The following is a 26,080-nucleotide window of genomic DNA, read 5'->3' as shown; positions in this document are numbered from 1 at the left end:
TATCTCTATGTGCAGGGGCAACCGAACCCGCTGCACACCCAATTCTCAATATAGTTTTGACGGCGGCTAAAGCCGCATGTTCGTTTTTCCTCCCCCGGCTAAAGCACGGGGGTTTCCAAACGTATCGGAGGTTATCATGAAAGCCATGATTCTGGCAGCGGGTAAAGGTACCCGCGTGCGTCCCATCACCTACACGATTCCCAAACCGATGATTCCCATCCTGCAAAAGCCAGTGATGGAATTTTTGGTCGAGTTGCTGCGCCAACATGGATTTGACCAAATTATGGTCAATGTCAGCCACCTGGCCAACGAAATCGAAAACTATTTTCGCGATGGTCAGCGATTTGGGGTAGAAATTGCCTATTCCTTTGAAGGGCGAATCGTGGATGGCCAACTGGTTGGGGAAGCCCTCGGAAGTGCGGGGGGTATGAAGAAAATCCAAGACTTTTACCCCTTTTTTGACGATACCTTTGTGGTGTTATGCGGGGATGCGCTGATTGACCTGAATATCAGCGAGGCGGTGCGGTTTCATAAAGAAAAAGGTTCGATCGCCACGATTGTGATGAAATCCGTCCCCCGGGAGCAAGTGTCTAGCTACGGGGTGGTGGTCACCGATGAAGACGATCGCATCAAGACCTTCCAAGAAAAACCGTCGGTGGACGAAGCGATGAGTACCAGCATTAACACCGGGATTTACATTTTCGAGCCAGAGGTTCTCGATTATGTTCCTTCCGGGCAAGAATTTGATATTGGCGGCGACTTATTTCCCAAGTTGGTGGAAATGGGGGCACCGTTTTATGGGATTACAATGGATTTCCAATGGGTGGATATTGGAAAGGTTCCGGATTATTGGCGCGCGATTCGCGGCGTGTTGCTGGGGGAAATTAAAAATGTGTCGATTCCGGGGAAAGAAGTGGCACCTGGGGTGTACACTGGTTTAAATGTGGTGATGGACTGGGATAAGGTGGAGATTCAAGGTCCGGTGTACATTGGGGCGATGACGCGGATTGAAGATGGAGCGAAAATTGTCGGTCCGACGATGATCGGGCCGAGTTGTCAGATTTCGAGTGGGACGACGGTGGAAAATAGCGTGATTTTTGAATATTCGCGCTTGGGACCTGGGGTGCGTTTGGTGGATAAGCTGGTGTTTGGTCGCTACTGCGTGGATAAAACCGGGGCCTCGATTGACGTGCAAGCGGCGGCCCTGGATTGGTTGATTACCGATGCGCGTCAAGTGCTGCCCATCGATACACCCGAAGAAGGCAGGGCGATCGCGGAATTGCTCGAACACGAACCGGAGTAGTTTGTCCGGCGTTTAATCGCCAACTCTCGGCAATGTTGCACCCCCAGTGTCCTCCCCTGGTTTCGGGAGGGACGGGGGTTAAATTTTGTAACAACCTGCCCCTGTGCTACAATATTGCGGTTCTGAGGGGCGCAAACCCCCAAGGAAAAGGGAATTCGCCCCCACTGCACCCCCGAATGCCACCTGCCTCCTTGCAGGGCAGCATCGGTCAGCTCAGTAAATTTACTGAGGGAGGGTCTCCGTAATTTTACGGAAGTCGGTGTGGTGGATTTGCTGATGCAAAAGTGAAGCGGAGAAGGTAACAATAAATTAAGCCGAAAAAATAATAACACAAATTTTATTTTACCCAGAAAAATTTTGTGGCTTTGCTGAAATGGCGATCGCACCCTAACAATCCAGTGCATTGTTAATTCCGTAACATCATTAACGCAATCGAGAGGAAATTATTTAAACGCTCGTTCCACCACACCCGTAAAGGAGGACATTTAAGAAATGAAGGCACTTTTCGGCTACCAAATCGGAGAAATCCTGCAAGAAGGACTCAATACCGTCATCTGTCGCGGCATCAAAAAATCCGATGGTTCGCCAGTGATTATTAAACGGCTCAAACAGGATTATCCCACCCTGGAACAAATCGCCGCCTTGCGATATGAATATGAAATTTCCCATTCCCTAGAACTCCCTGGGGTGGTCAATCCCCTGGAATTTATTTGCGATCGCGAAATTCAGGCGATCGTCTTAGAAGACTTTGGCGGCGAATCCCTGAAAGATTTTTTATCTCAGAAAACCCTTTCTCTTCAAGAGTGCCTGCACTTGGGCATGATGCTGGTAGAAATTATCGGCCAATTGCACGAACGACAAATCATTCATAAAGACATCAAACCTTCAAATATTATCATCAATCCCGCCACTTGTCAAGTTAAAATTGCAGATTTTAGCATTGCCTCGCGCCTGTGGAAAGAAAATCCCACGCCGATGGATCCGAACTTACTGGAAGGCACCCTTGCCTATATGTCCCCGGAACAAACCGGGAGAATGAATCGCTGCATAGATTATCGCACGGACTATTATTCCCTCGGCGTGAGCTTTTATGAAATGCTCACCGGGCAACTTCCCTTTACCACCGCCGATCCGATGGAATTGATTCACGCACATATGGCGAAAACGCCAATTCCCCCCCATCACCTCAACCGTGAAATTCCTCCCGTGGTGTCGGATATCGTGATGAAATTAATGGCAAAAACCGCCGAAGAACGATATCAAAGTGCCGCCGGGATTCAGTATGATTTGCAATGCAGTCTCGATCGCCTACAAAGTCAAGGGGCGATCGCGCCGTTTCAAGTGGGGGCGCGAGATAAATCCGCTCAACTGCTAATTCCGCAAAAATTATATGGTAGAGAACGGGAAGTTGCTACCCTGATGCAGGCATTTCAACGGGTGAGTTTTGGTGCAGCAGAAATGATGGCGATCGCCGGCTATTCCGGTATCGGAAAATCCTTTTTGGTGCAAGAAATCCACAAACCCCTCGTCAAAAAGCGCGGCTACTTTATCAAAGGCAAATTCGACCAATTCAAGCGCAACATTCCCTATGATGCCTTAATTCAAGCCTTTGCCGAACTGATTCGGCAACTGCTCACCGAAAATCGCAGCAAAATCGCCTACTGGAAACAACAAATCCTCGCTGCAGTGGGAGATAACGGGCAGCTCATTATTGATGTGATTCCTACCGTAGAACGGATTATCGGCAAACAGCCCCCGGTGGCCCAACTCGGACCGACAGAATCGCAAAATCGCTTTCATCGAGTTTTCCAACAATTCATTCGGGTATTTACCCAAAAACAACATCCCCTGGTTTTATTTTTAGATGACTTGCAGTGGGCAGATAGCGCCTCTTTGCAGTTTCTCGACTCCCTGATGAGTACCCCAGACACGCAATATCTGCTGTGGATTGGCGCGTATCGAGATAACGAAGTCAGTGCGGTGCATCCGTTGATGCAGTGCATTGAAAATATGGAAAACGCCGGTGCAGTGGTTAATTCGATTCAACTGACACCTTTATCCTTGTCGGATGTCAAAGCATTAGTGGCAGATACCTTAGAGAGCGATCGCGATTTATCGGACCGAAACGCCGCTTCTCTCCCATCCGCAGAACTCGCCCAACTTCTCTTCCACAAAACCGGGGGCAATCCCTTCTTTTTAACCCAAATGCTGCAATCTTTAGCCACTGAAAAGCTATTGCAGTTTGACTTTATTTCCGGCAATTGGCAGTGGAATATCGCTCAAATTCAAGCTATTGGCATCACGGATAAAAGCGTAATAGAATTAGTAGCCAGGAACATTGAAAAACTGCCCGAATCCACCCAAGAACTGGTGAAGCTAGCCGCTTGTATCGGCAATCAATTTACGTTAGAAGTCCTCGCCATTGCAAGGCATCAATCCCAGAGCGAAACCGCTACGGAGTTGTGGGCAGCACTACAGGCGGGATTAATTTTACCCGCGAGCAATGCCTATAAAATTCCCATGCTGGGCGAAATTGCCCCGGAAACCCTTCGGGAAACTCCAGACAGGGAAACTTTTGCTTTAAAAGTTCCCGCCCTGCAAGGCTCGATTTCCTATAAATTTCTCCACGATCGCGTGCAACAAGCTGCCTATTCTTTAATCCCCGAAACGCAGAAAAAAGCTACCCATCTCAACATCGGTCAATTGCTCCTGCAAAGCATTCCCCCCGAGGACCGAGAAGCCAATATCTTCACCTTGGTGAACCAATTAAATGTGGGTGCGGATACCTTAGAATTGCAAACTGAAAAAGAGGAATTAGCCCAGCTCAATTTGATTGCCGGTCAAAAAGCTAAAGCTGCAACCGCCTATGAAGCTGCAGTGCGCTATTTAAACGAGGGGTTGAATCTGTTATCGCCACAGAGTTGGACCGCGCAATATCAACTGACCTTGCACCTGCATGTAGAAGCGGTAGAAGCGGAATATTTAAACCGGAATTTCCAGGGAGCAAACCAGCTTGCGGATATCGTGTTACAGCGCGCTCAAACTCTGCTCGATCGCGCAAGCGTTTACGAAAAGAAACTCCAGTTTTATATCGCCCAAAACCAAATGGCAGCAGCGGTGGATATCGCTCTGGAAGTGCTGGAAATGTTGGGCATTTCTCTGCCGAAAAACGCCGGGGATATGCGCGCGATCGCCGGGTTGCTGAGTACCAAAGTTGCAATGGCGGGAAAACGCATTGAAGACTTGGCACAACTGCCCGAAATGACCCAACCGGATAAAATCGCCGCTATGCGAATTCTGATGAATTCCGTTCCGCCCGTTTTTATCGCCAAACCCGAGCTTTTTCCGCTCATTGTCTTCACTATGATTAAGCTGAGCCTGAAGTACGGAAATGCGCCGATTTCCGCCTATGCCTATGCCGCCTATGGGATGATTTTGTGCGGCATTGTTGGCGATATCAAACAAGGCTCTCGGTTTGGTGAATTGGGGCTACAATTGTTAGGAAAACTCAACGCCAAACCCATCGCTGCCAAAGTTTACCTCACCCGCGAATTTTTTATCCGCCACTGGCAAGAACATGTGCGCTATACCCTCGACCCATTGCAAAAAGGTATCTACAGCGGGTTAGAAACCGGCGACCAAGAATTTGCCTGTCACTGTGCCGCGTTTTATTGCAATTACCTGTTTTTGAGTGGGGAAGCACTGCCCGACGTACAACTCAAACAATCCAATTACCTGGAACTGATGGGCGAGTACAAACAAGCGTTTCAGCTCTATTATGGCAAAATTTGGCATCAAGTGGTGCTGAATTTACAAGGGCAATTCGCTACAGCAAAAACTCTGGCCGGTCCGAGCTTTGATGAAGGGCAAATGCTGCCGCAATTAATCGAATCGGGCAATCGCATGGTGCTGTTTCCGGTGTATTTGGCTAAACTTTTCTTGCACTATTGCTTTGGGGATTATTCCGCTGCGGTGGAAAACGCTTGCTGCGCTTTGCACTATGAAGAAGGCGCTTTGGGGACGATGAATATTCCCCTGCATAATTTTTACTATTCTCTGGCGCTGCTGGGAGATTATCCGCAGGTGGATGCCAAGACTCAAAAGAAATACTTAAAGCAGGTTAAGCGCAATCAGAAAAAACTGAAAAAATGGGCGGTTTCTGGGGGCGCAAACTATCAGCATAAGTACGAGTTGGTGGCGGCAGAATTGTGGCGAATTCAGGGGAAATATGCGGAAGCGGCGGAGGAATACGATCGCGCGATCGCTGGCGCGCAACAATCGGGCTATCTCCCGGAAGCAGCATTAGCTCACGAACTCGCCGGCACTTTCTATTTGCAGCGCGGAAAAGAAAAAATTGCCCGGGTTTATCTCACCGATGCCTATTATGCTTACATGACTTGGGGCGCAGGGGCTAAAGTGAGTCAGTTAGAACAACGATATCCCCAATTCCTCTCCCGCGTTCCCGCAACCGCACCCCTGGATATCACTGTGACTCGCACCACAAAATCTAGCAGTACGGAAAGCACTTCCGCCGCCTTGGATTTATCTTCCCTCCTGAAAGCTTATCGGGCGATTTCGGGGGAAATTCTGCTCGATCGCTTGCTGGATAAGTTGATGCAGGTGTTGATGGAAAATGCCGGGGCACAAAAAGGATTGCTGCTGTTGCGCCATCGGGATGTTTCCGCATCCGACGATAACCCTTTGGTTCTGGCGGCGGAATGTTCTGTGGAACCAGAAAATGTCATCGTTATGCCATTTGTTCCTCTAGAAGAACGCCCGGATTTGCCGATTTCGGTGATTAATTATGTGGCGCGAACTGAGGAAACGGTGGTGCTGAATGATGCGGTGAATGAGGAATTGTTCGCGGAGGATTCCTATATCACAACTCATCAACCTAAGTCGATTGTAGGAGTTCCAGTGCGCGATCGCGGTACTTTAACTGGGGTTTTGTATTTGGAAAATCGGCTGACGGTGGGCGCATTTACGCGCGATCGCTTGGAAATTTTATCCCTGTTAGCCGCTCAAGCTGCAATTTCTCTGGACAATGCCAACCTCTACCAAGATTTACAGCGATCGGCACAACGAGAACGGGAAAAAGCCACTGAATTGCAACGCACGTTAGAAAAATTGCAAACCACTCAGGTGCAACTGATTCAAACTGAAAAAATGTCCAGTCTCGGACAATTGGTGGCGGGGGTTGCCCATGAAATTAATAATCCCGTGGGTTGCATTTATAGCAATCTTCCTCATGCAGAAGATTACATGGAAGATTTGCTCGAATTGATTGCCCTTTATCAACAGCACTATCCCCATCCCGCCCCCCAAATTCGCGATCGCTTAGAAGAAATTGAGCTGGAATTTCTCGTGGAAGACTTGCCCCAAGTGCTGCGCGCTATGAAAATCGGAGCCGATCGCATCCGCGAAATTGTCCAGTCTTTACGCACCTTTTCTCGGGTGGATGAAGCAGAAGTAAAAGCAGTAGACCTGCACGCGGGTATCGATAGCACTCTGCTGATTTTACACAACCGCTTGAAACCCACAGCAGATAGCTCGGGAATCAATATTATTAAAGAGTATGGTTCCCTCCCCCCAGTGGAATGCTATCCGGGACAACTCAATCAAGTGTTTATGAATATCATTGCTAATGCGATCGATGCATTGGAGTCAAATGACCAAGGACAAATGACTATCTCCATTCGCACGGAAGTCGTTGGCGGCGATGTGGTGGCTATCCGCATTTCCGATAACGGTCCGGGGATTCCCGAGTCGGTGCGCGATCGCTTGTTCGACCCGTTTTTTACCACCAAACCCCCCGGAAAAGGCACGGGTATTGGGTTATCGATTAGCTACCAAATTATTGCAGACAAGCATCAAGGACAAATTCAGTGCGTTTCCACTCCGGGCAAGGGAACCGAGTTTATTATCGAAATTCCCCTGCGTCAAGCTCACCGAAAATCCGCCTAAGACCGACTCTCCGATGGAGGGCGATCGCTCTTTTATACCCCATATCCCCGATCGCTTCTCACGTAGCCCCCCAGGTAGGGTGCGTGACCCCCGCCACCGAGTCGGGCAATTCTCCCACTCATTGGCTACGGGGGTCACGCACCGATCCAAGATAGGGCGTTTCAGACCTATCTGCCATTTCATGTGAGGCAATCGGCATTAGGCGAAACTGGGTTGTTGCACCCATTCAGCGGTGGAGGAGGGTGACTCCGAGGCGGAATTGGCGATCGGTTTTACCCCGCGCGTCACTTGATTGACCCACCAGTGCTCCTCGGTCCGCACTGCGCCAAATCCCGCCGCCCCCATCCAAGCATCCACGCTACCTTTGGCGTAATCGCGAATATAGGGTTCCTCGAAAATGTCGGTCAGCCACTCGGTGTGGCGCAGGGTCTTTTGATTGCCATCGAAAACGATAAACTCGCCGCCGGTTTTCAGCAGGCGAAAGCTTTCTCGGGCGATCGCTTGCGCGACTCGGGGAGGGGTTTCGTGGTATAATAACGATGCCGTTACCAAGTCGAAGGCGGCGTCGGGGAAGTCGGTTTTTTCCGCATTCCCATGTACCCACTGAATCTCTAAGCCGGCAGCTTGGGCTTTGCGCTGGGCTATACACAGCATATAGGGAGATAAATCCAATCCGATAACTTCCGCTTCGGGAAAGGCTTGCTGCAGCATGAGGGTCATCGAACCAGTGCCGCATCCGAGATCTAGAATGCGACGGGGTTGCCCGCTAATGGCATCGATCGCTCCTTGGCGCACTAAGGTTTCGTTGGGCGGGAGGACATATTGGGTGATGGGGTCGTAACTCACCGCTGCATCTGCCGTTAAATACCCGCCTTCGATTCCGTGAAAGTTTTGGCTGATGTAGTAGGATGGATACTCTATATCTCGCTGGAATTGGGCGATTTCTCTCTCCCAGTCGATACTTTCATGCAACCGTCGCATTTCTGCTTCATCCAGAAACAGCCGCATCACGGGGCCGAGAAACCGCTCGAAGATGGTGTCTTTGCGAACTGCCATAACTTGACTGACCTCCAAAAAATAATAGGCAAAAAATTGCAGCCTTAAGTTAATTATAAAACCGGGGATTCCTCTAGGGGAAAAAACACCGCCGCCAGTGCTGAAAAAAGCTTGCGTCGCGATCGCCCTTATGCTATATGATGCCAAAGCAGGTTTATCCAGCCCAAAAGCAGGTGAAAACAGGAATTTCATGCCCCAAACATTTAAACCCATAAAGCTCGTTTATCTCTTGATTGGCATCACCAGCGCCCTGGCGATGCAGGCGCAGCGATCGCAACCCCTACAGGCGCAAGAAACTGACCTGGAAACCCTTTGTCGGTTATTCCCCTTAAATTCTCGCTGTCAGGGTACCCCACCGCCCCCCAGGCGCGAGGTGCCCCGCGAACCGGCCCCCTCGCCCCCCACTCGCCCGGTCCCCCCCGCACCAGTACCGCCTTCGGAACCCACCCCGCCATCCCCACCGCGCACTATCCGCCTGGAAGAAGAACGCAGCGGAATTGGCGTTATCGGTACCGGGGGCACCCTGGGCCTGGGCGCGAATGTGACGGGCAGAATTTTGCCCAATCTTAACGCCAGAATCGGGTATAACGGCTTGTCTTTTAGTGCCGATTTTGAGGAAAGCGGGATTGACTACAATACGGATGTGGATCTGCGAACTATTCCGGCCCTGGTGGATTATTATCCGATTGAAAATCAGGGGTTCCGCTTCACGGGGGGCCTGGTGTTTAATGGCAATCAAGCGACCGGAAGTGGTGAACCGACAACTATCAACGGTGTGGAAGCTTACGAAATCGGCAATTCTACCTTTCTCGCCGCTGAAGTTGGCACGTTGGAGGCGGAAGTGGATTTTCCCGATTTCGCTCCTTATATTGGAGTGGGTTGGGGCAATCCCGTCACCCCGGGTAAGCGATGGGGTTTTTTTGTAGACCTCGGCGTGATGTTTCAACGCTCTCCCGAGGTGAATTTGACCGCCACCGGTGGCGCGGGTAGTCCGGGATTGCAAACAGAACTGCAGCGCGAAGAAGAAGACCTCCAGGAGGACCTCGACGGCTTCCGTTTCTATCCGGTTTTGCAAATCGGCGTCACCTATCAGTTTTGATCCGAACTCTGGCGGTGCCTCATCCCTGAGGTCCGCCGGGGGTTTAAATCCCCTTCTCATAGTCCGCCGGGGGTTTAAACCCCCGTCTCATAGCTGAAGTCGGTTTTAACCGACTCGATTATTATTATTCGCTGTATAAAACACGCGGATATTTCTACGCCTAAACTGTAGGGGGCATGGCTCACTTTTCCCCAGCTTAGGCATAAAAAACGATCGCTGTAGGATGGGCATTGCTCACCCTATGGGTTCATTCTCCGTTTCACCCATACCGGAATTACCGAAAGCAAAGCGATCGCGCTGAGGGCTAGGAAAAATGGCAGCCGATCGCCTCCCCGCAAGGCGCGATCTCCAGTGACGCCCAGCCAGGTATAAGCCAGGGTGCCGGGGATAATTCCGAACAGGGTGCCGATCGCGTAATGTATCCAGTGCAGGGAGGTCAGCCCAAACAGAAAATTAACTACGTTAAACGGGGAGATGGGGGCAAAACGCACGGCAAGCACGAATGCAAGCGGGTAGTGGGTGACGGCGCGATCGAATCTTGCCAGGGCGGGATGATGTGCGAATCGTCGTTCCGCCCAGTCTCGCAGCAGGTACCGCGCTACCCAAAAGGCCCCGATCGCCCCAAGGGTGGCACCGATAACGGACCACACTGTTCCCCACAGCAACCCAAATACCGCACCGCCCGCTAGGGTCATTACTGTGCCGGGAATGCCGACAACGGTGGCAACAACGTATATAAACACGAAGAGAAATACCGCCCAATTTCCCCACCGTTCTAGGGTGGCGGTGAGAAAGGCGCGATCGAAGAGACGGTTGAGCGGGGTCAACCAACTCACTAGCAGACACAGCACTAGGGCGATCGCTACCCACAGTTTCGGCGATCGCCCCCACTGTTGAATTCGCCGCCCCTGTTTTATCCATTGTCGCCGCAGTCTCGCTGAAACCGATCTACACTGCGATCGTCTCTTTTCCCCGCAATTCAGCATCTCCTCTTTCATCCGCTCTTCCCCAAGCACTTCACACCTTTGTATTCCATCACCTGCAGATGAGTCTCTCCTGAGAACAAGCTGAATGTTGCCTCAAAATCCTATTTCCCACCCTAGGGGTGTTTCTCCCTGGGACAAATTTAGCCAAATTTCTCCAAATTAACGGTAAATTTGACAAATTTTGTGTTAGCCTAAAGATAATGGAATAGGTGCGCCCCTATATCTCCCCTCCTGGCTCCTCCCGAGGCGAAATAAGTCTCTCCGTCACCACCCCAAACTGCTCAAAACCCCGGGCGGCGATCGCGCGGTAGCGAGAACACCGATCCCAAATCTACCGGTCAAACCTCTATTTTTAATTAGCCTGCGTAGGAGCAGCTCTGTTCGCATTTAACCCTACCCTGGCTCAGGGTATTTTTCTCAACCTACAGTGTCACGCGGATTGTGGGGGCGGTGCGCCCTGGAAAGCCATTCTCATGCCTCATGTTGCCACATGTCTGAAAATTTGATAGGTTAAGATTAGTGCTTTGAGGTGGCGTTTTTCAGGGAAAGGACAAGGATGGCGAGGCTTCTGCTGCTTCTCCTCCGAACCACGCACCGCCACAGATGATGTCCGTTAGAGGGGAAAAGCGGGTGAAGGTAGAATCTATTTACATTCAAAACTTTAAGCGGTTTAAGGATATAGAGATTTCATTCAAGAATAGTATTCTGGATGAAGTTAGCAGTCGCTATCTGATTTTGGGGGATAATGGGAGCGGAAAAACCACTCTATTACAAGCGATCGCCATTCCACTTGCATTAGCCACTCGTCGGATTTTCGATATCTCCGATTTTGACTGGATTGGTTTCCTTCCCAGTCGCTATTTTAGATGGGGTTCTCCGCGAATTGAGATGCAAGTTTTGTTCGAACAAGATGAACTAGACGCCACGCGCGAATTGGCTCGAAAATGGTACGACGCTCAACCGTCTGAGTTCAAAGAAATGCGCGATTTTGTCGAACCGGGAGATAGCCAAAAAGTGCGCCTGGTGTTGAGCGGCGATTTTTGGAAAGCGGGGGATACTCCAGCACAACGCGCTCAGTTTATGGGCAGATATTATGCCCAATGGTTTATCAAAAGGCGGGAGCAGTCTTTCCGAGAGTATTTTGCCAAACTTCCCGGGGTTTTTTGGTTCGACCAGTTTCGGAATTTAGGCTCGGGTTCCCACCCAGATAGCAGCGGAAACAACGTAAAAGAACGCAGTAGCGAAACTTCATTTGAGCTAGGAGTAGGGCGGTTGCGACAGTATTTAATTGATTGGTATCGAAAACGGGAATCCGGTGTAGGCGATTATTCCCATAGTTATCTCTTGCAGATAGAAAGACTTTATAAAAAGGTATTTCCAGAGCGCTCCTTCGCCGGGTTAGAAAAATCTCCGAGTTTGGACTCTCCTACTGATGAAGAAACCTATTTCTTGCTTAATGATGGATACCGAACCTACGATATTGCAGAAATGTCAGCCGGCGAGCAGTCTGTATTTCCCCTGTTATACGAGTTCGTCAGACAACAAATTGCTTATTCAGTGGTTTTAATTGATGAAATTGACCTCAATTTACATCCGTCGGCGGCTCAATATTTTGTGGGTCAGCTTATGAAAATTGAGCCAACCTGTCAGTTTATTATTACCACTCACTCGGAATCGATTAGCAATGCGATCGCAGAAAGTGAAACCTATCGTTTGCCCGGAGGAACATTGTGTCTGTAACCGTTCTCTACTGTGAGGGAAATCCGAAAAGCATCGATATTCGAGTCATTCGTCAGTTACTCCCGAAATGCGACATTCGACCGATAGGCGGAAAAACCTCAAACTTTTTGGGTAGTATCATCGCCGATCGCCGCAGAATTCCGAATTTAGCTTGTCTAGTAGATCGCGATTTTGATTGTCGCGCTTCCCACAAATTTGACGAACCCCCTCGATTAATTTATGCAGAGAATTGGATTGGCTGGTCATGAGAAAGAAAAGAGATTGAAAACTATTTAATCGACCCAGTGGTGGTGCAAAAAGCATTAGACAAAAAAGCACCTTCTCCCAATGAATATCAGAGTGCTTTAGACAATGCAGCCGAAAAAATTGCTGCATACTCAGCCGCCAGAACAGCCTTAGCCTGCGAGCGATTTAAGAATTTTTGGGGTGAAGAAGTTAGGAAAGGACATTGCTTTCCCCGCAAAATCGGGAAAAAACCATGCCAAGAAAGAATCGCCGAAATCGTTCGAGAATATGGGGGATTTCACGTAGTTTCTGAAGCAGACGTTGAGAATAAGTTTTCTACCTTGCTTCCTCAATTTAAACCGGGTGGCTCGCGTTTTGCGGATTATCTCTGCTATTTTGCAGGAAAAGATTTGCTATACGCCATGAGAGATAACCTCCGGGGAGTTGGATTTGAACCTTCCCCTAACTCTAATTACTCACCAGAGGAAGTGTTTTTAGAAAGAATTGTGACGCGAATTGAGCAAAAACCAGATAACGTATGGGAATGGTTGCCAGAATGGCAAAACTTACGTCGATTGATTGAGGAAACGGATTTTTCTACAGTTAGTGGTGGGAGATGAGACATTTTTCTGGGGAAGAGGTTCCCGCGAGCCGCGGAACGAGTCAAAACCTGGTAGGATAATCCGTTCAGTCGGTTTTTAACTGACTTTAGCTATTAGCCGGGGACTTTGAGTGGCGGCGAGCAAATCTCTTTGGCTCCAGCCTATATATATGGCCGCACCTTTTCCATTATTCGTATAGTAACGCAAATTTTGCCGATTGTCAACTGGTAGGATAATCCGTTCAGTCAGTTTTTAACCGACTTTAGCTATTAGCGGCTATTCTTTCCCAGAAAAAGGGAGAGAAAATTTGGCGCATCGGCAATTCCGGGGGAGCAAAAAGCGGGCAAAAGCTTCTACAATAGTTAGCAAACTGCCATCACTTAACCTGTAGCCATGACCGCGAAATCCAATTCCCTCGGTACAATCATCGGTAGCGCGATCGCCAGTTGCGCGATCGCCGGTTGTGCCTTGACCTCCAACCCATCCCAGACCCCCACCCGCACGCAGAACCTGGTTCCCGCCGATACCGTAGCTAGCTCGCCAGAGCTGCAGAAAACCGTTCTGGCGGACAACCTGGAACATCCGTGGAGTATGGCGTGGCTACCGGATGGGGCAATCCTGATAACCGAGCGCCCGGGACGACTGCGGATCCTGCGCGATGGCGTCCTCGACCCCACCCCCATCCCGGGAGTACCGGAAGTTTTCGCCGTGGGACAGGGGGGGTTAATGGAAGTGTCCCTGCATCCTCGGTTTGCGGAAACCGGCTGGATTTATCTCACTTATGCCAGCGGAAGCCAGGACGGGAACCGCACGCAAGTGGCGCGGGCAAAATTCGATGGGAACGCCCTGAGCGAGTTTGAGGTGATTTTTCAAGTATCGCAGGCGAAACCCGGGAGCCAGCACTTCGGGTCGCGCATTGTGTGGTTGCCCGACGAGACCATGCTGGTGGCGATCGGGGATGGCGGAAATCCCCCAGTGAGCATCGAGGGGGAACTCATCCGCACTCAGGCGCAAAACCTGGACAGTCATCTGGGGAAAATTGTGCGACTAAACGATGATGGTTCCGTGCCCTCGGACAATCCCTTTGTCAGCACTCCCGATGCAGAGCCGACGGTGTGGAGTTACGGGCATCGCAATATCCAAGGACTGGCGGTGGATTCGCAAACCGGGCGGATTTGGGCGACGGAACATGGTGCCCGGGGCGGGGACGAACTGAATTTGCTGCAAAGGGGCGAGAATTACGGCTGGCCGGTGGTTACCTATAGCCGGGAATATACTGGGGGAATTATTTCTGAGGAACAGTCGCGCCCGGGAATGGTGGACCCGAAACAGGTGTGGACGCCAGCGATCGCCCCTTCCGGTTTGGCGGTCTATACCAGCGATCGCCGACCGGAATGGACCGGGGATCTGTTTGCCGGGGGGCTGGTTTCTCAAGACCTGCGCCATATCGAGCTAAATGCGGCGGGCGCGGTAGCCGGGGAAAGGGCGATCGCGATCGGTCAGCGGGTGCGAGACGTGCGACAAGGGCCTGACGGGGCACTTTACGTCCTCACCGACGAACCGAATGGGCAACTGATTCGCTTGGAGTGATATCATGTTCGCTGGAGTGAAAGGCGGGGGATTGAAATCGCGCCGAGGCAAACTTTCGTCCGCCTACCCGGACTCATTTTTTTACACAAAGGCTTCAGCGATGAGGCGGGGACTTTGAGTCCCCGCCGGCACTTACCGTCGCCGACCGCGCTGCAACACCTGCACGCCTATGGCGCAATCTAAATTCTGGGCGATGACGGGACATTTGGCTCTCAGGAGAAAGAATATATTTTTGTCCGTATCGCTGAGACTCTCGTAGTTGCCCTGACCTTTGGCGATAATCAAATCGGCGGCGGCGAAGCGATCGCGAAATGCCGGAGAGCATTCCGCCAAAATCGTTCCCGGCGCATCGGAACCGTTGTCAATGACAGGTACTAATTCGGCGATGCCCACGGATTCCGCATCGGCGATCGTGGCATCGTTAATCACCGGATTGCCTCTCACCACGTAGGTAATTTTTTCCCGGGGCAGTTGTTCCAGCAACAGGCGATCGCAGACGATTTCCCCGGTATTGTCGCCGAGGTACAAGATATCCCGGGCGCGCTCTACTTCCTGACGAAACTGGGCGATCGCGTCTAGGGACAGGGGAATGGCCATCGATTCGGCGATCGCTTTATCTACCGTTTCGTCATCGAGATTCTCTTGTGCCCCAAAGTCCATAATGTTGCCAGCAATGGCCAAGCGCATCGCCATTGCTAGGGGATTTGGTGCGGCGTTTACCCGGGACAACAACTGCGGATATACCTTCATCATCCGCTGGTTGCTGCGGTCTTTAACTGCCCGGTAGGGGTCGGGATTGCCGCTCAATTCCCGCAGGGTGCGGTGAATCTGCATCCCCATTTCTACTGGAGAGCGATCGAAATTCATGGTGCTGGCTTCCTGCAACACTTGTCGCACCAGCTTTTCGTGCAGCGCCGGATCGTCGCTGGCCATTTTCGCCGCCGACAGGGTTTGGCGCAAAAAACAGGGAATACAATCTAAATAGGTCTTCATCACATTGGATAGAACTCTAGCCGATTAATGGGAGTCGGATCCCCCAGTTGGGGGAAAATTCTGTTAGGGCGTTGGTGGCGTAGCAGTGAGGATTTGGAGTCGCACAACTTGGCCACTTTGGGGAGGATGCGCCTCGGAAGAGGCGTTCTCCCCTGGGGGGAATGAGGGAATCAAATAGTCTGCGTAGGCGGACTATAGCGCTGGCGCAACCGGGCTACGCTAAGGCTTGGTTCGGCGCGATTTCAATTCCCCGCCTTTTGTTCGTATTAATGGTGGCAGGTATTATCGCTAGTAGACAGAGTACCGCTGAAATACTGCTGCACCACGGTTGCTGGTTCCAGGGAGGGACAACCGGCGATCGTCTTTACGCCTTGTGCGGCAAACAGATTTTGCGCTTGCGGTCCGATACCCCCTGCTAACACCAAATCTACCCCCATCTCGCACAGCCATCTGGGTAGCACCCCGGGTTCGTGAGGCGGTGGGGTCAGGGTTTGGGAGTCCAGGATTTGTTTGCTGTCTGGATCGAGAGAGAACAGGGAAAACACTTCGCAGTGGCCGAAATGTTGCGACAAAACGCCTTGAGAAACTGGAACGGCTACTTTCATTCTTCTTCTCCTGATTTATCGTTGGGTTAGATGTTATCCGATTAAGACGCGGAAGATGTTATATGCGATTGAGGGAATCGGCAGTTAGCGATCGCCCATTGCTTCTAGGGTATGTGCCACCCGGTTCCAGATGGCACGCAGGCTGACGGCGGCTTCATTCTCCTCATACTCTATCACACTTAACCTCGCGGTTTGTGCGGCAGTCACCGTCGGGGTATAGGGAATTCGCCCCACCACTTGCAAGCCGCGCTTTACGGCATACTCTTCGATCCGTTCTGTCAATTCCAGATTCAGATCCGCTTTATTGATACAAACCATCGCTGGTAGCTGAAACCGCTGTAACAAATCCACCACGCGATCGAGGTCGTGCAAGCCACTGGGCGTCGGTTCGGTCACCAACAGCACCGCATCCGCCCCGGTGAGAGAGGCCATCACCGGACAGCCCACCCCGGGCGATCCATCGGTAATCATCAACTGGAGACCGAGAGTTTCGGCGGTTTCCTTGGCCTTATTTCTCACTAGGGTGACTAACTTGCCCGAGTTTTCTTCTGCGATGCCCAAGCGGGCGTGAATCATCGGACCGTGACGAGTATCGGAGATATACCATTCCCCATTTACCGCCGGACCGAAGGCGATCGCTTCGGCAGGACAGAAGTGCGCGCACACGCCACAGCCTTCGCAAGCCAAGGGGTCTACCCGATAGGTATTGCCATCGGGGGCGGGATGGATGGCATCGAAGCGACAGTAGGTTTCGCACTCTCCACAGCCGATACAGCGGGAGGGGTCGATGGAGGCGCGATTGCCCCCGACGAACTCTTCCCGATGGCGGATGCTGGGGGAGAGGATTAAGTGCAAGTCGGCAGCATCCACATCGCAGTCTGCGAGGACGGGATGGGGTGCGAGGGCGGCAAATGAGGCCACCACACTGGTTTTGCCCGTGCCGCCTTTGCCGCTGATAATCACCAGTTCTTTCATAATGATACCTTTTGTGATAGGGTTTCGGCAATGCGAGCGAATTGCGATCGCCTCTCCGGGAGGACGTCCACGGCGAGTTGTCCTCGGGAATAGGCCACGGCGACTTGGCGATCGTCGGGGATTTCGCCGAGAATCTCGATCTTTTCCGCTTCGCAGTAGGTGTATAGGGCGCGATCGCCAATTCCCGACCGGTTGACGACAATGCCAAAGGGAATTTCCAGCACTCGCGCCATGTCTACCACCAGTTTTAAATCGTGCAACCCGAAGGGGGTGGGTTCGGTGACCAGCACCAGATAGTCCGCATCGCGCACAGTTTCCACCACCGGACAAGAAGTGCCGGGAGGAGCGTCGAGGATAGCGATACCGCTGGGGGGGATATGTTCTTTAACGGCATTAATCACCGGGGGGGTTTTGACTTGCCCTATATCGAGCAGTCCTTGCACGAAGTTTATCCCCTGGGCGGTGCCGGTTTCTACAGTGCCGATTTCTTGCGGCACTTCGGCGATCGCGCCGTTGGGGCAGATGAGACTGCATCCCCCGCAACTGTGGCACAGTTCCGGAAAGACCAGCACCGATCCGTTGAGGACGGTGATGGCGTTGAATTGGCAGATTTCGGCACATTGTCCGCATCCCGCACAGCGATCGCTATCTACTTGCGGGATGGGAACGGTGACGCGATCGCGGCGGTTTAGGGTAGGATGCAGGAATAAGTGCCCGTTCGGTTCTTCCACATCACAATCGAGATAAGTGACGGGATTTCCCTGTTGTGCTAGAGTCGCCGCCAGGTTCGCCGCTACGGTGGTTTTACCCGTTCCGCCTTTCCCGCCGGCTATACAAATGGTGCTGCGTTTTGATGTCATCGCTCCCTCCTTGGAGTGAGATAAGCTTCGGATTAGGCATTCGGGGACGACTGCTGCCATTCTTCTAAGGCTAAGCGAACCGTTGCTGCATTGCTGGTGTAGGTTTGCACGCCGCCCGCACTCAGGGTTTGCGCCGCTTTCGGTCCAAACTGGCCGGAAATAACCGCTTTGGCTCCTTTTTGCACCACAGTGGTGGCCGATTGGATCCCTGCACCCCCGGTCTGACTGGCCGCCTCGTTGGGGATGGCTTCGAATTCTCCGCTGTCGGAGTCTACTAGAAGAAAATAGGCGCAGCGCCCGAACCGGGGGTCCAGTGGGGACTCTAGGCTACGACCAGTGGAACTAATGGCGACTTTCATGGGGGGTCCCTCCTGCTTAAACTACTTCATAACCTAATAGTAAAATAACGATGAAAAAAAGTCCAGTAGTTTGAGTAAAGATTTATGGCATTTCTCGGATAGAGGCGGAATCCGGGCGCTCGGATTGCCCCGGGCGCAGGGATTACACCGCTTTTCTGTCCTTATTAATTAGCGTACCCAAATTCCCTCAGCGATCGCCCTTCACAAAAATTTACACCATTCACCTTGTCAGATGTGGCGCGATGTGGTAATATTTGCGGCAATATTTTGGGAACAGAGACCTTGCCCGATCGCCAACCCACTGCCACCGGATCCGTTCTATAATTGCCAACAACGTGCTATCATATATTGCCCGCCTTGTGGCCGATGGTCGGCGCGTGAGGGAGGGGGAGGGGCGCGATCGCCCTGCATGTTGAGCTAAAACAAGGAGAAAGAATGACGATCGCAACACCAGGACGACTGTATGGGGTAGGAATTGGGCCGGGAGATCCGGAATTGCTGACCCTGAAAGCTCACCGGATTTTGACCTCCGTTCCCGTAATTGCCTATCCCACCCAGAAAAATGGCGCAAGTGTGGCCCGGGCGATCGTGGCGCAGTTTATTCCTCCCGATCGCGCGGAAATTCCCATACCCTTGCCTTTCAGTACCCAGCGATCGGCTCTCCCGGAGTACGATATCGCTGCAGAAAAAATTGGCGATCGCCTCAACGCCGGACAAGATGTGGCCGTGTTGTGCGAAGGAGACCCAATGTTGTATGGTACTTTTATGTATCTGTTCCAGCGCCTCGCGCACCAATTTCCTACCGAAATTGTCCCGGGAATTTCTTCAACCCTCGCCAGTGCGGCAATGCTGGGCGCGCCGATCGCCTACCGCACCGATGTGCTAAGTATTATCCCCGCTACATTGGATGAAACCACCTTGCGCGATCGGCTCTCTGGGGTTGATGCCGCCGTTCTTATCAAAGTCGGCAGGCACTTTGCCAAAGTTCGCACGATTCTGGCAGAGTTAAAGCTGCTAGAGCGCGCTTTGTATATCGAACGGGCAACTCACCCCAATCAGCGCATCATTGCGATTACCGAGGTCGATCCGGCAGAAGTTCCCTACTGGTCTTTGATTTTAATTCCCAGTCAAATACAAGTATAAAATATACGCCCGACAACTCGTTCCCAGGCGGAGCCTGGGAACGCCTCTCCCGAGCTACCGCCTCCCCCCAGAGGATTGCCAATCAACAGCGGGCAATTGAAATCGCACTTGGGCAAGCTCTAGCGTAAGATTCATTAAAGCGGGCGATTGAAATCGCGCCTGGGCATACTAAGTCCGCCTACGCGGACTCATTCAAGCTATAATTTTTGTTACTATTTCTCCGGAGGGTATTTTATAATTAAACTGCCTACTGTGGCTTGCCCGAATTGAGTAGAAAAGCGTTTGCCGTATCAATTGTTTATGAGAAAACCAAAACGAGTGCTGATTTTGAGTGGCACTGGCGAGGGATTGAAACTGGCAGCCAGAGCCTCTAAACTAGAAGGATTGCAGCCGATCGCCTCTCTGGCGGGTCGGACTCGTCAATCGGTGAACTGCTCCATCCCCACGAGAATCGGCGGGTTTGGGGGAGTGTCTGGGTTGAGGGAGTATCTGCGAGAACAGCAGATTGATTTGTTGATTGACGCCACCCATCCCTTTGCGGCGCAGATGTCCTGGAATGCCGCGATCGCCGCCGGACAGGAGAATATTCCCCACGTGATGCTGCTGCGTCCCGCCTGGGAACAAACCGTCGGCGATCGCTGGGTAGAAGTGCAAAACCACGAAGCCGCCGCCGGGGTTTTACCTGGATTAGCCCCCCGCCTATTTCTCACGATTGGTCGGCAAGAACTGGCTAGTTATGCCCATTTGAGCCACCTGTGGTTTCTGATGCGGATAGTTACTCCACCGCCAGGGGATATGCGGTTACCGCCGGGAATCGTACTCGCACAACGGGGGCCGTTTTCCCTCGCTGAAGAGCGATCGCTGTTGCGGCGGTATGACATTGGCGCGATCGTCACCAAAAACAGTGGCGGCGATGCCACCTACCCGAAAATTATGGCAGCGCGGGAATTCGGACTCCCGGTGGTAATGATACAACGGCCATCCCTTCCGCAAACCGAACGGATCGGGGATATAGACAGCGCTCTGTGCTGGCTGCGAGGGTATCTCTAGCTTTTCTCATCTCAGCTTATTTAGCCGGAAGTGCGAGCCTCTGGCTCGCTACTCCCTAGCGCCAGCTAGAAGCGACTTCACGAGTAAGCTAGACCCTCGCACCCCCAGCATTTCAAACCGCCTAAACGAATCGCTATCTTTGATTGATACTAAAAGTGCTGGAATAGCTGTCAAAAAAAGTAGTCGGCGTACAGGTGCGATTTACCTCCCCCGCGCTTCTCCCGAACAAACGATACAATCCAAACATTGCCCGCGCATCCCCTCCCAGAGGAAATTCCCCTTCAAAAAAATTTACATCCTAGGCCAGTATTCAAGCGCCAAAGTAAGGTACAATAACAGAAACCATTAGAATGGAGCACTCTCAAACCAATCGAAACGCAAGATAGCAGCCAATCCTAAATCCAAGACTCAACCCAAGCGCGAAAGATCAATCGGGGGGGATTGTTCTGAGAGAGGGGGTATTAACCATTTAGGGTGGCAATAGTGGCGATCGCGTAAAATCCGAAGTTATTCTCGCCCACAATGTAACCCGCGATCGCATCCTCACCATCCGCGTTGCTGGGAGTGTTGCTCCAACCATCGTTTTCAACGCCCAAGGACTAACATGTCTAATTCCTCCATTCCTCTATATCCGGAATCCCCCGACCTCATTGGGGATCCGTCCGAATACCTAGAGTACGAAAATTGGCTCTCCTTCCACCGCGTGTGGGGAAAAATGAGCGATGCGACGATTCAGGCGATCGCCCGTCACCTGCAATTCCTCCCCATTACCACCAACCGATGTATTTATCAAGAAGGGCAAACGCCCCAGGGACTTTATTTTCTCAAATGGGGAACCGTAGAAATTTATCGCAATTCCCCGGTGGGAAAAAGTCACATCACCTATCGCAATGCAGGGGACGTATTTGGCTATCTACCCTTAGTTAGCAATCAATTGCACCATAAATATCAGGCAAATGCAAAAGCTCTCACCTGTTGCGAAGTGTGGTTTTTGCACCGAGACATCCTCAAAACCCTGACTCGGGAGTATCCGGACCTACAGCAAGCGATTACCAGTCTTCTCGCCGAAGACTTAGAGCGATTTGCCAAACGGTTGGCCACAGAACAAGCCAGAATTCAGGGATTGCAACCCTATCTGCAACCCCTTCCCCATGACAAAAGTATCGTTGGTTGTAGCAAAGGGAGCAAAAAACTCACCGAATCCGTGAATACTGCCAGTCAAGACCTCAAACCGGTGGTATTACAAGGGCAAAGCGGTACCGGAAAAAGCTTTATCGCCGGATTAATTCATCAGCGATCGCCCATTGGCGACCGACCCTTTGCCGAAATCGACTGCGCCACCCTTCCGCGAGAAGAGGGAGGAGTGGCGAACAGCGATCGCATTTTTGGCAATGCAGAACGGGAACTCGGCATCCTGGAACTGCTCGAACGCGGTACCCTGGCGATCGATAACGTTCATCTCCTCACTAAACGAGACCGCGATCGCCTGATTGAATACCTAAAAACCGGCATTATTCACCGTAACAACTCTACCACCCCGGTGCAACTCTCGGTGCGCCTGATTCTGATAGCCCCCAAAAAAATTGCCCTGCCCCAAATCGATAGTCACTTTATCAAACTATTCGCTCTCACCCAGCGCAAACTCGACATTAGCGACTTTGCTCGATATTTTGTAGCTCAGTTCTGCGCCCAATCCGAACGTCCCCCCCTAGAACTGAACCAAGCGGATTTGCGTCGCCTGATTAGCTACGACTATCCCGGGAACATTGCCGAACTTGAGGCCATCCTGAAACGCGCCGTCAGCATGACTCCTCCCGGACAAACCGTCATCCCAGAACAAGTGCTATGGTCCGTGGAATCGCAGAAAAACAGCTTTCGCATTGACCTGCTCAACGTCATACCCGGACTGCGAAAATTCCTGTTGAGCGATTGGTGGACAAAGCGCACCTGGGTATTGATGATGCTGATATTTGTTCCCGTCACCCTGATGGGGTTCATCGGGCCGCAAAGTCGCGGGAACAGCATTACCCTGCATGTATTCTGGGCCTGGTGGTGGCCGTTTTATCTCCTGTTGTTCCCGATCCTGGGGCGACTGTGGTGCGCCGTCTGCCCCTTTATGATTACCGCCGAGTGGTTGCGAAAACTCTCCCTGTGGATATTTCCTCGTTCCTTGAAACCCTGGAATACCAAAGCGTTAAACCGTTGGGGCGCTTGGTGGCTTTGGGGCGGATTCGTCGCCATTTATCTGTGGGAAAAACTGTGGGATTTGCCTCACAGCGCCTATCTGTCGGCTTGGTTATTGATGATTATTACCGCCGGCGCGATCGTTTGTAGCCTGATTTACGAACGTCGCCTGTGGTGTCGCTACTTGTGTCCCATCGGGGGCATGAATGGCCTGTTTGCCAAGTTATCCGCGATCGAGCTGCGATCGACCCAACAGGTGTGTGGCAGTCAATGTAGTACCTTTGGCTGCTACAAAGGCAGCGATGCCACCCCGGTGAACTTTCCCGACGCCCTACCCACCGAAGGACAAGCCACTGGCGGCTGTCCGCTCTATTCCCATCCCGCCCAGTTAAAAGACAATCGAGATTGCGTCCTGTGCATGACCTGTTTGAAAGCCTGTCCCAATCGTTCCGTACAACTGAATCTGCGCTTCCCCGCCGCCGATATACTGGAGGGACATCAACCGTTTTGGGCAGAAGTCGCGTTGCTGCTGTTATTGCTGGGCGGCGTATTCATGCACGAAGGCGATCGCCTACTCCGGTGGTTCGGTTGGGGAGACATTCCCTTGGATTCCGCTCACTTGCTGGTTTCCTTGCCCGTCGTCACCCTCCTGGTAAGCATTCCCTTCCTTTTAACCTATAGCACGCAACAACTGACGCGATTGTGGGTGCGTCTCATTTCCCCCGCACCAGGGGATGACTATCCCGACTATCTGCATGTCATCTACGCCTATCTTCCCCTGACGTTAGGCGCAAATTTGGCATACTATATCCCCGCAGCGATTACCGAATCCGGGACGATATTGCCCACCCTTGCCCGCACTTTTGGGTTTAACGGTGCCTTGCTGCCCACCCTCACATGGAGTGTGGATGTGGCGCAATTCCTCCAAGGCGCGGTACTCTGGTTGGGACTCGGGGTGAGCGTTTATCTCTTGTTTGGGATTACCCGACGTTCTCTGACGCATAACCTCTGGCAGATTGTATTGATGCTTGGATTGACAGGAGCTTTCTTTGCCATGATGGTGTTGTAAGATCGAGTCCGCCTCGGCTGTAAAAAAGCATTAGTCCGCGTCGGCGGACTTAACCTGCTGAGGCGCGATTTCAATCGCCCGCTTTTATTTACACAGATAAAGTTCGTTATTGGGGAAGTCTGATGCAAATTTACCAGAATATTACCGAGATTATCGGCCATACACCGCTAGTTCGACTCAACCATCTGCCAGCACAGTATGGCTGTGAGGCACAAATCGTACTGAAGCTGGAAAGCTTGAATCCCGCAAAGTCGGTAAAAGACCGGATTGCGATTAGTATGATAGCAGAAGCAGAACGCAGTGGGTTGATTCAGCCTGGACAATCCACAATTATTGAATCGACCTCGGGGAATACCGGCATCGGCTTGGCAATGGTTTGTGCCGCCAAGGGCTATCGTCTAATTCTCACTATGCCGAGGAATATGAGTCGGGAACGACAACAGCTTGTGAAGGCTTATGGAGCAGAAGTGATAACCACCCCAGCCGAGTTGGATATGGCAGGGGCGATCGCCCGGGCGAACGAACTGTTAGCCAGTATTCCCAACTCGTTTTCCCCCCAGCAGTTCAGCAATCCCGCCAATCCGAAAATCCATTATACTACAACTGGGGTGGAAATTTGGCAAGATACTGACGGAGAATTAGATGTGTTGGTGGTGGGGGTGGGCACCGGGGGCACCTTAACCGGCGCGGGACGCTATCTGAAACAGAAGAAACCCGATTTGAAATTAATTGCGATCGAACCGCAGCGGAGTGCGGTATTGAGCGGTCAACCCCCTCACGTTCATAATTTGCAGGGGATTGGCGCGGGGTTCGTTCCCGATGTGTTGCGGGTGGATTTAATGGATGAAGTCATTGCCGTGAGTGAGGAGGACGCTTATATCGTAGGACGACAGTTGGCGAAGCAAGAAGGTATCCTCAGTGGGATTTCCACTGGGGCGGCGGTTCACGCGGCATTACACATTGGACGGCGGGCAGAATGGAGGGGCAAGCAGATCGTGGTGATTCAACCCAGTGCCGGGGAACGCTATTTAAGTACCCCCCTGTTTGCTCCCAATGTTCCGGAGGAAAGTCCGGTGACTTCTAATTCTCCCGGATGAAACCCCCATTTTGCCGGGAAGGAGTGGCCGATCGCGGTTCAATGTACTGGAATGGGATTGGCAGCAGGAGACAGTTGCTCTGGAGGTGAGCGATGCATTATACAAGCAGAATGACGCTTTTGGGTTGGCCCTTGGTTCACCTCGCGATCGGCCCGCGATCGCCCGATGAAATGAGCAGAGGAATCGCGCGCGGTTGGATCGCCTTGGGGGATGTGGCAAACGGCGCGATCGCCATCGGTGGCGTCGCAGTGGGCGGTGTGGCGATTGGCGGATTGTCCGCTGGCGTGCTATCCTTGGGAGGACTCGCTCTCGGGGTCTGCGCCCTGGGTGGGGGGGCAGTGGGAGTGCTGGCTTGTGGCGGCGCGGCGATCGCACTGCACGCGGCTTTGGGGGGGTTCGCGATCGCCACTCAATACGCGATCGGGGGCGCGGCGATCGCCGATCGTGCCAACGATGAGGTAGCGCTTGCATTTTTTCAGCAAAGTGCCTTCTTCTCCGCCGCCAATTGGCTGATACTTCATTCCCGCTGGCTTTCGCTTTTGGTCCTGCTTCCCATACTCGGGAGTGCGTTTCAACGGTTCAAAAAACACTGAACCCCAGTTAATGAATCGCTCTCGCAGTTATATTATCCAGTCAGATTCACCCTTCTCAACTCTGTCTGTCAATTTTCTATCATTCCGTATTGTGGAGAAACCCCTTATGACCTCGGAAAATAGCGATCGTAAACCCCATTCCCTCGCCCCCGCAATCTACCGATTTCTCGCCGGGGCTGCAGTGGCTGCTTTTACTATCTTTATCCCCGTCTCCTTTTACGCCCACCCTTTGACCCCCCTTCAATTCGCACTTGCATTCCTACTGGTTATCTTCTGGGGTCTCCTCTCCAGCCTTTTGGGGGAAAAATTTATTGAAGCCTTAACGAAAGCCCTAACATCCTCTGGCTTTTAAGCCCCTCCCTTATCCCCTGCAGCTCATTCGATGCAGGGGAGAAACCAATCCTACCCTATATATGGCCGCACCTTTTCCATTATCCGTATAATAAACCAAAACCTGCAACCTTGTCAAGGATTGAGAGAAAAAATTTTTAGGAAAAATTCGCCAAACTTGTAAGGTGGGCACCGCCCACCTGAAAACTGCTAAAATCAGAACAAAAGTTGTCTCAAACCGGGCAGGTAATATGGTA

General features: G+C 51.9%; 20 protein-coding genes. 12 read left to right on the top strand and 8 right to left on the bottom strand.

All coding sequences use genetic code 11. From position 1 onward, the window contains the following. Positions 1-136: 136 nt before the first annotated feature. Together AC0QH1_RS19870 and AC0QH1_RS19865 are read left to right on the top strand one after the other, a co-directional pair. Positions 137-1,303: a nucleotidyltransferase family protein gene (locus tag AC0QH1_RS19870; protein WP_324633027.1), complete on the top strand. Its 1,167-nt coding sequence runs from the start codon at positions 137-139 to the stop codon at positions 1,301-1,303. 492 nt (positions 1,304-1,795) lie between these two features. After that, positions 1,796-7,267: a trifunctional serine/threonine-protein kinase/ATP-binding protein/sensor histidine kinase gene (locus AC0QH1_RS19865; protein ID WP_324633026.1), complete on the top strand. Its 5,472-nt coding sequence runs from the start codon at positions 1,796-1,798 to the stop codon at positions 7,265-7,267. Positions 7,268-7,465: 198 nt separating this feature from the next. On the opposite strand, the gene AC0QH1_RS19860 is transcribed toward AC0QH1_RS19865, so the two are convergent. Further along, entirely contained in the window at positions 7,466-8,323 is an 858-nt protein-coding gene (locus AC0QH1_RS19860; protein WP_324633025.1) for a class I SAM-dependent methyltransferase, read from the bottom strand. A gap of 190 nt (positions 8,324-8,513) precedes the next feature. Here AC0QH1_RS19860 and AC0QH1_RS19855 point away from each other — a divergent pair, with 190 nt between their 5' ends. Continuing rightward, positions 8,514-9,422, top strand: coding sequence for a hypothetical protein (locus AC0QH1_RS19855; protein ID WP_324633024.1), 909 nt, complete (start codon positions 8,514-8,516; stop codon positions 9,420-9,422). 239 nt (positions 9,423-9,661) lie between these two features. On the opposite strand, the gene AC0QH1_RS19850 is transcribed toward AC0QH1_RS19855, so the two are convergent. Continuing rightward, complete coding sequence (locus tag AC0QH1_RS19850) at positions 9,662-10,420, bottom strand: TVP38/TMEM64 family protein (protein ID WP_324633023.1); 759 nt, start codon at positions 10,418-10,420, stop codon at positions 9,662-9,664. A gap of 591 nt (positions 10,421-11,011) precedes the next feature. Between AC0QH1_RS19850 and AC0QH1_RS19845 the strand changes: the two genes are divergently transcribed. The 4 genes from AC0QH1_RS19845 to AC0QH1_RS19830 all read left to right on the top strand — a co-directional run bounded on the left by AC0QH1_RS19845 (position 11,012) and on the right by AC0QH1_RS19830 (position 14,565). After that, on the top strand, positions 11,012-12,148 hold the full coding sequence (locus AC0QH1_RS19845) for an AAA family ATPase (RefSeq protein WP_324633022.1): 1,137 nt from the start codon (positions 11,012-11,014) through the stop codon (positions 12,146-12,148). Next, a complete protein-coding gene (locus AC0QH1_RS19840) occupies positions 12,139-12,396 on the top strand; it encodes a hypothetical protein (RefSeq protein WP_324633021.1) in 258 nt (85 codons plus the stop codon). The genes AC0QH1_RS19845 and AC0QH1_RS19840 overlap by 10 nt, the downstream gene beginning before the upstream one ends. 36 nt (positions 12,397-12,432) lie before the next feature. Continuing rightward, on the top strand, positions 12,433-12,993 hold the full coding sequence (locus AC0QH1_RS19835; RefSeq protein WP_324633020.1) for a hypothetical protein: 561 nt from the start codon (positions 12,433-12,435) through the stop codon (positions 12,991-12,993). Positions 12,994-13,368: 375 nt separating this feature from the next. Beyond that, a complete protein-coding gene (locus tag AC0QH1_RS19830; protein ID WP_324633019.1) occupies positions 13,369-14,565 on the top strand; it encodes a PQQ-dependent sugar dehydrogenase in 1,197 nt (398 codons plus the stop codon). Positions 14,566-14,697: 132 nt separating this feature from the next. Here AC0QH1_RS19830 and AC0QH1_RS19825 read toward each other — a convergent pair whose 3' ends face one another. The 5 genes from AC0QH1_RS19825 to AC0QH1_RS19805 all read right to left on the bottom strand — a co-directional run bounded on the left by AC0QH1_RS19825 (position 14,698) and on the right by AC0QH1_RS19805 (position 18,357). Next, the gene (locus AC0QH1_RS19825; protein ID WP_324633017.1) at positions 14,698-15,558 is read right to left on the bottom strand and encodes a damage-control phosphatase ARMT1 family protein; all 861 of its coding nucleotides are present in this window, start codon (positions 15,556-15,558) and stop codon (positions 14,698-14,700) included. A gap of 266 nt (positions 15,559-15,824) precedes the next feature. Further along, positions 15,825-16,163 carry a NifB/NifX family molybdenum-iron cluster-binding protein gene (locus AC0QH1_RS19820; protein WP_324633016.1) on the bottom strand — a complete coding sequence of 113 codons (339 nt, stop codon included), beginning with the start codon at positions 16,161-16,163 and terminating at the stop codon, positions 15,825-15,827. A gap of 84 nt (positions 16,164-16,247) precedes the next feature. Next, positions 16,248-17,138 (bottom strand): ATP-binding protein, encoded by an 891-nt coding sequence (locus AC0QH1_RS19815; RefSeq protein WP_324633015.1) that lies wholly within the window; start codon positions 17,136-17,138, stop codon positions 16,248-16,250. Beyond that, a complete protein-coding gene (locus tag AC0QH1_RS19810) occupies positions 17,135-17,998 on the bottom strand; it encodes an ATP-binding protein (RefSeq protein ID WP_324633014.1) in 864 nt (287 codons plus the stop codon). The genes AC0QH1_RS19815 and AC0QH1_RS19810 overlap by 4 nt, the downstream gene beginning before the upstream one ends. Before the next feature lie 32 nt (positions 17,999-18,030). Beyond that, complete coding sequence (locus tag AC0QH1_RS19805) at positions 18,031-18,357, bottom strand: NifB/NifX family molybdenum-iron cluster-binding protein (protein ID WP_324633013.1); 327 nt, start codon at positions 18,355-18,357, stop codon at positions 18,031-18,033. 435 nt (positions 18,358-18,792) lie between these two features. Between AC0QH1_RS19805 and cobI the strand changes: the two genes are divergently transcribed. Beyond that, entirely contained in the window at positions 18,793-19,500 is a 708-nt protein-coding gene (cobI, locus tag AC0QH1_RS19800; RefSeq protein ID WP_324633012.1) for a precorrin-2 C(20)-methyltransferase, read from the top strand. Positions 19,501-19,800: 300 nt separating this feature from the next. Beyond that, positions 19,801-20,550: a cobalt-precorrin-6A reductase gene (locus AC0QH1_RS19795; protein WP_324633011.1), complete on the top strand. Its 750-nt coding sequence runs from the start codon at positions 19,801-19,803 to the stop codon at positions 20,548-20,550. Between the two features lie 461 nt (positions 20,551-21,011). On the opposite strand, the gene AC0QH1_RS19790 is transcribed toward AC0QH1_RS19795, so the two are convergent. Next, positions 21,012-21,146: a hypothetical protein gene (locus AC0QH1_RS19790; protein ID WP_324633010.1), complete on the bottom strand. Its 135-nt coding sequence runs from the start codon at positions 21,144-21,146 to the stop codon at positions 21,012-21,014. Between the two features lie 8 nt (positions 21,147-21,154). On the opposite strand from AC0QH1_RS19790, the gene AC0QH1_RS19785 reads away from it, so the two are divergent. The 3 genes from AC0QH1_RS19785 to AC0QH1_RS19775 all read left to right on the top strand — a co-directional run bounded on the left by AC0QH1_RS19785 (position 21,155) and on the right by AC0QH1_RS19775 (position 25,493). Beyond that, the gene (locus AC0QH1_RS19785; protein WP_324633009.1) at positions 21,155-23,803 is read left to right on the top strand and encodes a sigma 54-interacting transcriptional regulator; all 2,649 of its coding nucleotides are present in this window, start codon (positions 21,155-21,157) and stop codon (positions 23,801-23,803) included. A 122-nt stretch (positions 23,804-23,925) separates the two neighbouring features. After that, on the top strand, positions 23,926-24,900 hold the full coding sequence (gene cysK, locus AC0QH1_RS19780; protein WP_324633008.1) for a cysteine synthase A: 975 nt from the start codon (positions 23,926-23,928) through the stop codon (positions 24,898-24,900). Positions 24,901-24,992: 92 nt separating this feature from the next. Next, positions 24,993-25,493, top strand: a complete 501-nt coding sequence (locus AC0QH1_RS19775; RefSeq protein WP_324633007.1) for a hypothetical protein — start codon at positions 24,993-24,995, stop codon at positions 25,491-25,493. Positions 25,494-26,080 lie beyond the last annotated feature (587 nt).

The organism is Phormidium sp. CCY1219, from assembly GCF_055795085.1.
Note: the sequence above shows the minus strand (reverse complement) of the source record. Positions and strands in the feature narration are given on the sequence as shown.